This is a genomic window from Martelella mediterranea, assembly GCF_021021415.1.
Classification (GTDB): Bacteria; Pseudomonadota; Alphaproteobacteria; order Rhizobiales; family Rhizobiaceae; genus Martelella; species Martelella mediterranea_C.
In genome coordinates, this window is record NZ_JAINWJ010000008.1 from 60,105 (window position 1) to 72,511 (window position 12,407).

Here is a 12,407-nt window from a genome sequence, read left to right on the forward strand (position 1 = left end):
GGCCGGAACCATCGCTCCGGCCGGCTTGGTATCTCAATACTCAGAGCTTTCCGGTCAGCTCCGGCACCGCATCGAAAAGATCGGCGACAAGGCCGTAATCCGCGACCTGGAAGATCGGCGCTTCCTCGTCCTTGTTGATCGCGACGATCACCTTCGAATCCTTCATGCCGGCCAGATGCTGGATCGCGCCGGAAATGCCGCAGGCGATGTAGAGATCCGGGGCCACCACCTTGCCGGTCTGGCCGACCTGCCAGTCGTTCGGGGCGTAACCGGAATCGACGGCGGCGCGCGAGGCGCCGACGGCCGCACCGAGCTTGTCGGCCAGCTTTTCGATGATCGCGAACTGTTCAGACGAGCCGAGGCCGCGCCCGCCGGAAACCACGATGCGGGCCGAGGTCAGCTCCGGCCGGTCGCTTTCGGCAACCTTGTCCGCGACCCATCTGGCGTCAACCGTCGCATCCGGCGCGCTCACCTGCTCGACAGGAGCCGCGCCCCCCTCGCCCGCCGCCTCGAAACCGGACGTGCGGATGGTCACGACCCGCACCGGATCGCGCGATTTCACCGTCTGGATCGCGTTGCCGGCATAAATCGGCCGGTCGAAGGTCTCGGCGTCGAGAATGGCGGTGACATCCGAAATGATCATGACATCGAGACGGGCGGCAACGCGCGGCAGGATGTTCTTGCCGTCGCTGGTCGCGGGCGCGGCGATGACGTCGTAATCGCCCGCAAGCGCGACGATCTGCTCGGCGGTCGCCTCCGCCAGCCGATGGGAGAGCGCATCGGCATCGGCCACAAGCACCTTCGAAACGCCGTCGATCCGCGCGGCCTCGTCGGCGGCGGCGGAAAGGCCCGCGCCGGCAACAAGCAGGGTGACATCACCGAGGCCGGAGACGGCCTTGACCGCCCGCGCGGTCGCATCGCGAACCAGAGCGTCGCCGCTGGTTTCGGCAAGCAGCAGAACAGACATCACAGCACCCCCGCTTCGGTTTTCAGCTTTTCGATCAGCGCATCGACGGTGTCGACCTTGATGCCGCCCTTGCGCCCTTCCGGCTCGCGCGTGCCCACGATTTCCAGACGCGGGGCGAGATCGACGCCGTAATCCGCCGCAGTCTTCTCCTCCAACGGTTTCTTCTTGGCCTTCATGATATTGGGCAGCGAGGCATAGCGCGGCTCGTTGAGGCGCAGGTCGGTGGTGATGATCGCCGGCAGCGCCACCGAGATCGTCTGCAGCCCGCCATCAACCTCGCGCGTAACCTCCGCCCGACCATCGGCAATCTCAACCTTGGAGGCGAAGGTGGCCTGTGGCCAGTCAAGCAGCGCCGCCAGCATCTGGCCGGTCGCGTTCATGTCATTGTCGATCGCCTGCTTGCCGGCGATCACCAGATCGGCCTTCTCGGCCTCGATGACGCCCTTCAGCAGCTTGGCGACGGCGAGCGGCTCGATATCGGTCGCAGCGCTCTCGGCGGCCACGATCAGGACCGCCCGGTCGGCGCCCATGGCGAGCGCGGTGCGCAGCGTTTCCTGCGCCTGGCGAACGCCGATGGACACAGCGATCACCTCTTGCGCCACGCCCTTCTCCTTCAACCGGATCGCCTCTTCCAGGGCGATCTCGTCGAAGGGGTTCATCGACATCTTGACGTTGGCGAGGTCGGGACCGGACCCGTCCGGCTTCACCCGCACCTTCACATTGTAATCGATCACCCGCTTGACGGGCACAAGCACTTTCATGGCCGCACATCCTCCGTTTTCCCAGTACGGATAGAAATCTATCCCATCGGCGCCAATAGCTTCCCACGCCGAAATTACATATAGGTAAACTATATGACGTATAGGGCATATTACAGGACGCGTGGACTTTGCAAGCCCTTTCGAGCGTGACGCGCCGCTTGCGCCAAAGCCGTCAAACGACTGAACCCAATCGTGGAGGAACTCCGTTCGAAAGATCAATTGCGCGATCGTCAGCCGGCCTCTATCAAGGCGGTTGGCAGGCCGCCCAGCGGCAGCCGTCCCTGCGACCATGAAAGCACCCGCCGGTCACGCAGCGGTCGTCGACCTGCATAGCCTCGCGCGTGGTGTTCGGCAGACGCGAAACTCCCGTCTCAAACGATTCTTCAGGGAGTCAATAGCTCTCACCGAACAACGTGGATGTTATAGCCAAATCAGGGCGCCCCTTATGATACAGGAGGCCCCCTTATTGGCTCCGGGCCACGACAGCCGCGCGCCTCAGGCCGTGCGCGCCTGCCGGGCAAGGCGCGCCCATTCCGGGATCCAGTCGTGGTGGGCGATCAGCAGGTCGTCGACCAGCGACCAGATCTGGTCGAGGTCGAGTTCGGCGGCCGTGTGCGGGTCCATCATCGCGGCGTGATAGAGATGTTCGCGGTTTTCGTTGACCAGTGCGGCAACGGTCAGCTCCTGCACGTTGATATTGGTGCGGATCAGCGCCGTCAGTTGCGGCGGCAGGTCGCCGATATAGGTCGGCTGAATGCCGGAGGCATCGACGAGGCAGGGCACTTCCGCCGCGCAGTTTTCCGGCAGCGAGGTGATGCAGCCATTGTTGCGGACATTGCCGTAGATGACGGAGGGCTCGCCGGTCCAGACCGAATTCATGATCGACGAGGCATATTCCTTGCTCTGTTCGACCTTGATCTCGTCGGCCTTCCTGTATTCCTCCGCCTGATCCTTCCACCTTGCGATCTGCTCGACGCAGCGGACGGGATACTCATCGAGCGGAATGCCGAATTTCTCGATCAGGTCCTCGCGGCCTTCCTTGATGAAATAGGGCGTATATTCGGCAAAATGCTCGGAGCTTTCGGTGACGAAATAGCCGAGCTTTGTAAGCATTTCGTAACGCACCTTGTTGGGGCAGCGGGGGTTCCAGCTTGACGGTTTCGGGAACCGGCCCTCGCGGTAGCCGCGCACCAGATCCGGATAGAGGTCGCGATAGCTGCCATCGGCCTGGCGATGTTCGAATTTCAGGAAGAAGGCCATGTGGTTGATGCCGGCCGAGCGGTAACGGATTTCCTCGTAGGGGATATCGAGGTCACGCGCCAGTTCGCCCGCAGTGCCCTGCACCGAATGGCAGAGGCCGACCTGTTTGATCTGCGGATATTTTTCCGTGATCGCCCAGGTGTTGATCGCCATCGGGTTCACATATTGCAACAGAATGGCGTCGGGGCAGATCTGCGTCATGTCCTCGCAGATCGACCAGAGATGCGGCACGGTTCTAAGGCCGCGCATAATGCCGCCGACGCCCAGTGTATCGGCGATCGTCTGGCGCAGGCCGTATTTCTTCGGCACCTCGAAATCGGTCACGGTGGCCGGTTCGTAGCCGCCGATCTGGAAGGCCACGACGACGAAATCGGCGCCCTCCAGCGCCTCGCGCTGACTGGTATGGGTGGTGATCACCGATTTCGAGCCGAGCGTGCGCGCGAGCTTGCCGGCAACGATCTCGCTTTCGGCAAGCCGCTCCGGGTTGAGGTCCATCAGGGCGATGGATGCATCCCTCAGCGCGGGACGCTGTAGAGCGTCGCCGATGATGTTTTTCATGAAAACCGTGGAGCCGGCGCCGATGAAGGTGATCTTGGGTTGTCTTGCCATGGTAAAATTCCTCAAATTCAGGCGGCAACTTCGAAGGCGGCCTTGACCAGCCGCTTCGTGTAGTCTGTCTGCGGGTTCTCCAGCACATCGCGCACCGGACCCTGTTCAACGATTTTGCCGTGCTGCATGACGCAGACGCGGTGGCATAGCGCCCGCACGACCTTCAGGTCATGCGAGATGAAGAGGTAGCTGAGGCCGCGCTCGCTCTGGAGCTTGCGCAGGAGTTCGATGATCTGCGCCTGCACGGAGAGGTCGAGCGCCGAGGTCGGCTCATCGAGCAGGATGAACTCCGGCTCCAGCGCCACGGCGCGGGCGATGGCGATGCGCTGGCGCTGGCCGCCGGAAAACTCGTGCGGAAACCGGTGGGTGATCGAGCCCGGCAGGCCGGCATCGACCAGCGCATCGCGCACCCGTTCGTTGCGGTCCTTGCCGGACGAGCCGATATTGTTGACGATCAGCCCTTCCTCGATGATCTGGCCGATGGTCATGCGCGGATTGAGCGATGAAAACGGATCCTGAAACACCACCTGCATGCGTGAGCGCAAGGGCCGCATTTGATCGCGGGAGAGCCCCTCGATGTGCTTCTCGTCGAAGAGCACCGTGCCGCCGTCGGAATGGATCAACCGCATCAGCGCCTGGCCGAAGGTGGTCTTTCCCGATCCGCTTTCGCCCACCAGCCCCAGCGTTTCGTGCTTCTTGAGTGTGATCGACAGATCGTTGACCGCGACAAGCTGGCTGTAGCTGGATTTGAAGAAGGTGCCGGTCTTCAGCGTGAAGGCGACCCGAACGTCCCGGCCCTCCAGAATGGTCTGCGATCCTTCCGGCAGCGGATTGGCCTCGCCGGAGGGTTCGGAGCTGAGGAGCTTTTTCGTGTAGGGGTGCTGCGGGTCGGCGAACAGCGCCCTGGTCGTGTTGTGCTCGCGCACCACGCCTTCGCTCATCACATAGACATAATCCGAGAAATGCTGGACCACCGTCAGGTCGTGGGTGATCAGGATGACGGCCATGCCGAGTTCCAATTGCAAGTCCCGGATGAGGCCGAGGATCTGCGCCTGCACCGTCACGTCAAGCGCCGTGGTCGGTTCGTCGGCGATCAGCACGTCCGGCTTGTTGGCGAGCGCCATGGCGATCATCACGCGCTGGCGCTGCCCGCCGGAAAGCTGGTGCGGATATTGTTTTAGGCGCGCCTCCGGTTCTGGGATCTGAACCTGTTTCAGAAGCTCAAGGGTTTCGGCTTCCGCATCTTTGCGGCTCACGCGGCGATGGGTCTGGATCGCTTCGATGATCTGCGATCCGATCGTGTAGATCGGGTTCAGCGAACTCATCGGCTCCTGAAAGATCATCGAAATCCGCGATCCGCGCATGTCCCGTCGCCGGCGTTCAGAGAATTTGAGAACGTCCTCTCCGTTATAATTTATCGTGGCTCCCTTGCCGACGCTCGCGCGCTTGGGAAGAAGCCCCATCACCGTTCTGGCCGTGACGGATTTGCCGGAACCGCTCTCGCCGACGATGGCGATGGTCTCGCCGCGATAGAGCTGGAACGAGACATCGCGCACGGCATTCACCGTGCCGTCCTCGACCGCGATATCGACGGCGACATTGCGGGCGTCGATGATCGGCTCGCCCTGCTGTTCGCCATGGTCGCGCCGGGTGGAAGGCGCCGTGTCATGTCTGAGGTCGTCAGTCATCGAAAGCGTCTCCTTCTCAATAGGGGTCGATGGCATCGCGCAGACCATCGCCGAACGCGTTGAAGGCGAAGACGGTCAAAAGCACGAAGGCGACGGGCGACAGCAGCCAGGGATAGGCGCCGATCACCGCATAATTGGAGGTGTCGCGCAGCATCAGCCCCCAGGAAATCATCGGTGGCTTCACAGCAAAGCCGAGGAAGCCAAGAAAGGCCTCGAGCAGCACGACCGTGGGGATGGCAAGCGTGACCGCGACGATCACGTGGCTCATCACGTTGGGCAGGATATGGCGGAAGATGATGCGCTTGTCGGTGGCGCCAACGGCGATCGCCGCGCGCACATAATCCATGCGCACCAACCCCATCGTCTTGCCGCGCACCTCGCGCGACATCTGTGCCCAGCCAAGCGCCGACATCACCGCGATGACGAAGCCCAAGAACACCTTGGTCGGCGCGGTGACGGGAATGAGCGAGGCCAGCGCCAGATAGAAGGGCAGTTGCGGAAAGGCGAGCACCAGTTCGACGAAGCGCTGGATCCACGAATCCACCGGCCCGCCGAAATATCCCGAGGTCATGCCGACGGATGTTCCGACGATGGTGACGACGGTGACCACAGTGAGCGCGATCAGAAGCGAAATCCGCGAGCCGTAGAGAATGCGCGACAGCACGTCCCGGCCGAGCTTGTCGGTGCCGAGAAAATGGATCACCGAGCCATCGGTCGCGCCGATGAAATGGCGATCGGCGGGAATGAAGCCGAGCAGCTTGTAGGGCGCGCCCTTCACGAACAGGCCGATGATCTGCGGGTTGTCGTAATCCTTGCCGACGAGCGGCTGGAAGGTGATCGGGTCCAGTTCGCCGGTATCGCCAAGCGGATAGACGCGCGGCGGAAACACGAATCCGCCGTCCTTGCCAAACACAGTGACCATCTGCGGCGGCTGGTAGGAATCGCCGGTGGCTCGCGGATCAGCGGGCGACAGGAAATCGGCGAACACGGCGACGAACAGCAGGAAGACCACCAGGATCAGGCCCATCATGCCGGAAAATGACCGCTTCAGCCTGCGCCAGACCAGCGCCAGATAGGTTTCGTTCTTGTTGGCTTCCGGTTCTTTGACGGTATCGACGGTTTGAAGGATGTTGTCGGTCATGCCGCGGCCCTCCCGGTCTGTCTGACACGCGGATCGAGGGCCACGAGCAGAAGGTCGGCGATGATGTTGCCGATCAGCAGCATGGCCGAAAGCAGCAGCATGAAGGTCGCCGTGACATAGACGTCGCCCACCTGCATCGAGCCGACGATGGCCGGGCCGACGGTCGGCAGCGCGAAGATGATGGCGACCTCGATTTCGCCGGTCAGCATGTAGGGCAGAACCACCCCCTGATACATGACGAGGGGATGCAGCGCATTGGGCACGGCATGGCGCATAATCACCTTGCGCTCCGAAAGCCCCTTGGCGCGCGCGGTTTCGACATATTGCATGTTCAGCGTGTCGAGCAGGTTGCCGCGCATCACCCGCATATTGTAGGCGAGCCCGCCGAAGGTGGCGATCGCGACGACCGGCCAGACGTGTTGCACGAGATTGACGAACTTGCCCCAGGACCAGGGCGCGCCGCCATATTGCGGCGAGAAGAAACTGCCCACCTCGTTGACGTCGAAATGGAAGACGAGGACATAGACGATGATCAGCGCCATCAAAAAGCGCGGCACCGTCATGCCGAGAAAGGCGACCCCCGACAGCGCCGTGTCGATCCAGCTATATTGGCGCGTCGCCGCGACAATGCCGAAGCCGATGCCGAGAATGGAAGCGAGGATATGGCACGTCAGCGCCAGCGCCAGCGTGCGCGGCAGCCGTTCGGCGACGACGTCGGAAACCGGCTTGTTGTAATAGAGGCTCTGTCCGAAATCGCCGTGAAAGACGATGCCCTTTACCCAGTTCAGATACTGGACCGGCATCGAATCGTCGAGACCATGGGCTTTCCGATAGGCCTGAGCCTGTGCATCTGCCTGCTCGAATGAGGCTCCGCCCTGATTGATCGCCTGCGAGCGGATATAATCGCTGTAGTCGCCCGGCGGGGCCTGGATGATGGCGAAGGTCACGATGCTGAGCACGAAGAGCAGCATCAGCCCCGACATGATCCGGTTGAACAGAAATCGCGCCATTTTATCCTTGCGTCCCTTGTCTGTGCGGACCGGCAACTGGAGGAGAACAGGGTTGCCGGTCCGCGAGGTTGGCGACGGCGCTTTCGCAAGAGCCGCCGCGACGCTTTCGGGTGTCAGCCGCTGACCGGGCCGTCGCCGCCCCGTTCACCCGGCAGGGTTTTCGGGAACAGTTCGTAGTCCTGCTGCTCATCTGTCGGAACAAACATACGTTCACGGATGATGGCATCCTCGGCCCAATTGAACATGAAGATCGGCGCGCCGGCGGCAACATTGTCGAGGCGCTTGTTCACGATCAGCGCACCGGGATATTCCGTCAGCCCGACCATATCGACGTTCTGCGTGGCGACGGTCTGATACTGTTTCATCAGTTCGGCGCGTTCATCGTCATCGTCAGTCGCGATGAATTTTTCGACGATATCGACCATCTCCTCTTCATAAGGCATCAGGTCGAGGGTTCCGTCGGGACCTGCGCGGTGATGCCAGCTGGTGCGAGGACCGACCGGCGCAAGCTCGGTTGTGCCCTGAACCACGGATGCAAGCGAAGACGGGTTGCGCAGAATTTGCCAGTCAAAATCGCCGGCTGAGCGCATCGCGTCATACTGATTGTTTTCGAGCGCGTTCTGAATGACCCTGAGGCCGACCTGCTGGAGCTGGCCGATCACGGCTTCCGAAAGGTTGAGGTCGGTCGTGTAGTTCGATCCGACCAGCAGAACGATGTCCACATCCGCACCATTCAGCGTGTCGGCAGGCCAGTTGACGAAACCGTTGCCGTCCGTGTCCTCAAGTCCGATGGAGGCAAGCAGTGCCTTCGCCCCTTCGGGGTCATAGGGATAGTAATAGGTCGATTCCCGGTCATAGAAGCTGGTGCCGGAATTCAGGCCGCCGGGATAGATGGCGGTGAACGGGCCGCGCACCAGCGAATCCCCAATCGCCTGACGGTCGAGCGCCATGGTCACGGCCTTGCGGAAGTCCGGATTGCGGTTGAGCTCACGCACGGCCTGGGCACGTTCGTCAGGATCGCCCCAGCCATTCCCGGAGAGGTTCATGCGCATGTTGTAGCCGATCAGGCGCGGGCCGAAGGCAAGACGGGCCGGGGCCGTTTCTTCGGCGGCGCGACGCAGCGCCACGACAAAGTTTTCCGGCTGCTCCAGGTTTGACAGATCGGCAGAGCCGGCAATCGTCTGCACATCGCGGTCGGCCCAGGTAGAGAGCTTGTATTGCAGCTCGTCGATGTAGGGCAGCTGACGGCCATCCTCGTCGACCTTCCAGTAATAGGGATTGCGGCGCAGAACGATGATGTCGTCCGAGCGGTATTCCACAGGCGCCCAGGCGCCCATGACCGGCCAATTCAGCATTTCGGGCGGAAACGCGTTCTTGTATTGATCATAGGTCGTGTCGGCATAGCGCGGGTGCTTGGTCTTCAGGATATGCGCCGGGCCGGGGCAGAAATTGCCATAGGCCATATTGAAGAGATACTGTCGTGGGAAGGCCTCGGCGAAGGTCCACTCGACGGTGTAATCGTCAATCGCCTTCAGCGAGGTATCCGAGCCGAAGGTCTCCTTGCTTGCGCCATTGAGCGGCGACACATTCGGGTCGACGATATTGTCTTCCCACATGAAGATCACATCTTCGGACGTGAACGGCACACCGTCGGACCATTTCGCCCCCTCGATCAGGTGCATGGTGAGCGTGTGCCCGTCTTCCGACCATTCCCAGCTCTTCGCGAGATTCGGCAGCGGTTCCATGTCGCTCGCCTCAACCTGATAGAGCGGCGCGGTGCGGGTGAGGCACTCATACATGCCGATATCGATGCCGCCCCAACCCTGGGACTGGCCGGCCTGATAGTTCCAGCCTTCCGGGCGTCCGCCGATCACATGGCGCAGCGTGCCACCGTAAACGCCCATGCCGTCCGGCATGTTGCCGGTCTTGAAGACCAGCGGTTCCTTCGGCAGCCGTTCCTCGACCGGCGGCAGCGCGCCGGTCTCGACAAATTGCTCCGTCACCCATTCCGGCTCGGAATAGGATGGCAGCGATCTAAATTCCTCGATCGCGTTGCGCGGTACATAGGTGATCTTGGCCTGGGCCGGGAAATCCGGCTGCGGCGGGACCACTGTCATTTCCGATGCGAGCGCTCCGGAGACGAATGCGAGGGTTGAAATCCCGGCGGCCAGGACACTGGCCAGATGCCGGGCAGAAAGGTGCGATGTCATCGTGTCGTCCTCCCGTTTTGACACAGATTGCGAAGGCGCATGGCCGTTCGCCGGTTGTTCCGACGGCAAGGCTCCTACCCACAAGACCGCCGGAACAGGAAAGACCAGACCGGCATGCCGCCGGACCGGTCGAGATTAAAAACGTCAGGCGTTGGCCGCCGCGCGCTCGGCTTCCTTTTCCTCGCGCATTTCGTCCACCGAACGGATCTGGCGGCGGGCCGCCCCTTCCCATTCGCGGGTCTTGACCGTTGCCTTTGCAAGCCGCTCTTTCGCGCCGTCGATGGCGTGGGCATATTGCGGCAGCCATTCGGCCTGGGCGACGACCATCTCGTCCACCATCTGCCACACCTCCTCCGGCGTGCAGACGGCGCCGACCAGCGGATCGTGCAGGACGGCCAGTTTCAGAAGATCGAGGTCGCCGGTCACGGCGGCATGAACGGACATGCGCTGCACGTTGATCGAGGCCATGCAGGTTGCAGCACAGGCCTCCGGCAAGGTGATGCCGGCAACCATGTTGAGGCCGAAGCGGTCGACGAAGCCGGGCGATTCAATGATGCAGTCATCCGGCAGATTGGTGATCACGCCGTTGTTCTTGCGGTTGAAATGGCCGCGATAGACCCGGCCGGTCTCCAGCCCTTCGAGGATGTAGCTAGCATGTTCGCTCGACCGCTTCTTCGGGTCGATGGGTTTTGCCGCATCTTCAAGGAAGCCGTCATATTCGGTCTCGAACCAGTTGCGGTTTTCCGCGGTGTAGCGCAGATAGCCGCCGGTCTCGCCATGGATCCAGTCGGACATGTCGATCCAGCGGGTGATTTCCTCCGGGCGCTTGCGATACCAGGGCAGGTATTCGGACAGGTGGCCGTTGCTTTCGGTCGAGTAGACGCCGAACCGCTTCAGCACGTCGATGCGGACCTTTTCCTGTTTCGAGATCACCGGATGGGCCTCGAAGGCGGCGATCAGCTCGTCTTTACCGATTTTGCGGCCGTTGACGCGCAGATCGGTGAACCAGGTCTGATGGTTGATGCCCGAGCAGATATAATCGAGCTCGCCCGGTTTTGCGCCGAGTACCTCGGTGATCTGCTCCGCGCCGTGCTGGACGCCATGGCACAGGCCGATCGTATCGACCTTGCCGTATTCATTCGCGGCCCAGGTGTTCATCGCCATCGGATTGGCATAGTTGAGGAAGCGGGCGCCGGGCTCGGCCACTTCGCGGATATCCTTGCAGAAATCCAGAATGACCGGAATGTTGCGCTGGCCGTAAAGAATGCCGCCGGCGCAGATCGTATCGCCGACGCACTGGTCGACGCCGTATTTCAGCGGAATGCGGATATCGTCGGCATAGGCCTCAAGCCCGCCGACGCGCACGCAGGAAATCACATAGCGCGCGCCCTCGATTGCCTTGCGGCGGTCTGTGGTCGCGGTGACGGTGGTCGGCAGGCCGTTGGCCTCAACGATCTTCTCGAGGATCGTTTTCACCATCGTCAGATTTTTCTCGCTGATATCTGTCAGCGCCACTTCGATGTCCGCGAACTCCGGAACGCACAGAATATCCTTGAACAGCGTCTTGGTGAAACCGACGCTGCCAGCGCCGATAATGGCTATTTTGAAAGCGCTCATAGCCGCCTCCCTGAACTAAGACCAACATGCAGGGTAAAATCCAACGCAACAGAGGACCAACCGGCAGGGCGCAACGAAGGGCGTGCCCCAGGTCGATACGTTCTGACTGTAGCGCTTGTGTTTCAAACTCCCGAACCGCATTATGCAGCAGTCAGGAGGACATCACAGAGAGGGATTGTGCTTTCATGGGTAATTCTGTGCTGCGGGAAATGCGGGCAAAAGCACCGATCGGGCGGCTGATTTCGCTGCCGCGCGGCCATCAGGACCTGCATGCCATGCCGGTCAGCGCCGGCTATGAAATCCGAACCAAGCCGGATTATCAGTGGGATGGAAGGCGTCGCGGCCAGAGCCCGTTTTCGGTGATCCAGTACACGATTGCCGGTGCGGGAAACCTGCGTTTTGAAAACCAGACCTATCGTATCCGTCCGGGTGAAACCATGCTCACCCTGATCCCGCACAACCACCGATATTGGCTGGAAGCGGACGGCATGTGGGAGTTCTTCTGGATCTCGCTCAATGGCGAGGAGGCGATGCGCATCCAAAGAGCGGTTCTGGCGACCACCGGCCCGGTGCTGAAACTCAAGGAGGAGACAGTCAACCAGCTTGCCGATTGTCTCTCACGCCTGCTTTCGTCGGAAACCGACACCCCGGCCCGGGCTTCCGCCGTCGCCTATCAGGTGACCATGCTGCTTTATGATGACGTTTTCGGGGTTCACACCATGCCGCCGGTGGAAAGCCGGGCGATGCAGCGGGTTATCCATTATATCGATGCCAATCTCGATAAGCCGTTGCCGGTGGACAGGCTGGCCGAGATTTCAGGCTTCAGCCGCTCGCATTTCTCACGGCTTTTCGCCCAGTCGGAGGGCATGCCGCCCGCAGAATACGTGCTCCTGCGCCGCCTGAAGCAATCGACCCGGCTTTTGGCAAGCGGCGACCATACCGTCAAAGAAGTCTCCGGCATGGCCGGCTTCGCCGACCCGAACTATTTCGCCAAAGTGTTCCGCCGCTATTTCCGCGTCAGCCCCACGGAGTTCAGAAAGATCGGCCTTGCCGCCAGCATCATGACAATGAACACCGAAACCGCCGCCCCCGCGCTGCAAAAGCACCCGGTCGAGTATCCGGAAACGGACATGGCCTAGGGACT

9 protein-coding genes are annotated in these 12,407 nt (G+C 61.5%); 1 reads left to right on the plus strand and 8 read right to left on the minus strand.

The window, feature by feature from the left end; translation table 11 throughout:
• Positions 1 to 40: 40 nt before the first annotated feature.
• From K7H91_RS05930 to K7H91_RS05965, 8 genes are all read right to left on the minus strand, one after another.
• Positions 41 to 967, minus strand: coding sequence for an electron transfer flavoprotein subunit alpha/FixB family protein (locus K7H91_RS05930; protein WP_230719282.1), 927 nt, complete (start codon positions 965 to 967; stop codon positions 41 to 43).
• Complete coding sequence (locus K7H91_RS05935; protein WP_230719283.1) at positions 967 to 1,728, minus strand: electron transfer flavoprotein subunit beta/FixA family protein; 762 nt, start codon at positions 1,726 to 1,728, stop codon at positions 967 to 969. The genes K7H91_RS05930 and K7H91_RS05935 overlap by 1 nt, the downstream gene beginning before the upstream one ends.
• 495 nt (positions 1,729 to 2,223) lie before the next feature.
• Entirely contained in the window at positions 2,224 to 3,597 is a 1,374-nt protein-coding gene (locus tag K7H91_RS05940; RefSeq protein ID WP_230719284.1) for an alpha-glucosidase/alpha-galactosidase, read from the minus strand.
• A 17-nt stretch (positions 3,598 to 3,614) separates the two neighbouring features.
• A complete protein-coding gene (locus K7H91_RS05945) occupies positions 3,615 to 5,285 on the minus strand; it encodes an ABC transporter ATP-binding protein (protein ID WP_230719285.1) in 1,671 nt (556 codons plus the stop codon).
• A gap of 16 nt (positions 5,286 to 5,301) precedes the next feature.
• Positions 5,302 to 6,426, minus strand: coding sequence for an ABC transporter permease (locus K7H91_RS05950; RefSeq protein WP_230719286.1), 1,125 nt, complete (start codon positions 6,424 to 6,426; stop codon positions 5,302 to 5,304).
• Positions 6,423 to 7,436 (minus strand): ABC transporter permease, encoded by a 1,014-nt coding sequence (locus K7H91_RS05955; protein ID WP_230719287.1) that lies wholly within the window; start codon positions 7,434 to 7,436, stop codon positions 6,423 to 6,425. Before K7H91_RS05955 ends, K7H91_RS05950 begins: the two co-directional genes overlap by 4 nt.
• 113 nt (positions 7,437 to 7,549) lie before the next feature.
• Positions 7,550 to 9,646: an ABC transporter substrate-binding protein gene (locus K7H91_RS05960; RefSeq protein ID WP_230719288.1), complete on the minus strand. Its 2,097-nt coding sequence runs from the start codon at positions 9,644 to 9,646 to the stop codon at positions 7,550 to 7,552.
• 144 nt (positions 9,647 to 9,790) lie between these two features.
• Positions 9,791 to 11,263, minus strand: a complete 1,473-nt coding sequence (locus tag K7H91_RS05965) for an alpha-glucosidase/alpha-galactosidase (protein ID WP_230719289.1) — start codon at positions 11,261 to 11,263, stop codon at positions 9,791 to 9,793.
• 185 nt (positions 11,264 to 11,448) lie between these two features.
• Here K7H91_RS05965 and K7H91_RS05970 point away from each other — a divergent pair, with 185 nt between their 5' ends.
• A complete protein-coding gene (locus tag K7H91_RS05970) occupies positions 11,449 to 12,402 on the plus strand; it encodes an AraC family transcriptional regulator (protein ID WP_230719290.1) in 954 nt (317 codons plus the stop codon).
• Positions 12,403 to 12,407: the final 5 nt, after the last annotated feature.

What these genes read in the sequence shown, in the direction of transcription:
- K7H91_RS05930 (WP_230719282.1), bottom strand. Translation starts at nt 967, where the DNA reads ATGTCTGTTCTGCTGCTTGCCGAAACCAGCGGCGACGCTCTGGTTCGC.
- K7H91_RS05935 (WP_230719283.1), bottom strand. Translation starts at nt 1,728, where the DNA reads ATGAAAGTGCTTGTGCCCGTCAAGCGGGTGATCGATTACAATGTGAAG.
- K7H91_RS05940 (WP_230719284.1), bottom strand. Translation starts at nt 3,597, where the DNA reads ATGGCAAGACAACCCAAGATCACCTTCATCGGCGCCGGCTCCACGGTT.
- K7H91_RS05945 (WP_230719285.1), bottom strand. Translation starts at nt 5,285, where the DNA reads ATGACTGACGACCTCAGACATGACACGGCGCCTTCCACCCGGCGCGAC.
- K7H91_RS05950 (WP_230719286.1), bottom strand. Translation starts at nt 6,426, where the DNA reads ATGACCGACAACATCCTTCAAACCGTCGATACCGTCAAAGAACCGGAA.
- K7H91_RS05955 (WP_230719287.1), bottom strand. Translation starts at nt 7,436, where the DNA reads ATGGCGCGATTTCTGTTCAACCGGATCATGTCGGGGCTGATGCTGCTC.
- K7H91_RS05960 (WP_230719288.1), bottom strand. Translation starts at nt 9,646, where the DNA reads ATGACATCGCACCTTTCTGCCCGGCATCTGGCCAGTGTCCTGGCCGCC.
- K7H91_RS05965 (WP_230719289.1), bottom strand. Translation starts at nt 11,263, where the DNA reads ATGAGCGCTTTCAAAATAGCCATTATCGGCGCTGGCAGCGTCGGTTTC.
- K7H91_RS05970 (WP_230719290.1), top strand. Translation starts at nt 11,449, where the DNA reads ATGGGTAATTCTGTGCTGCGGGAAATGCGGGCAAAAGCACCGATCGGG.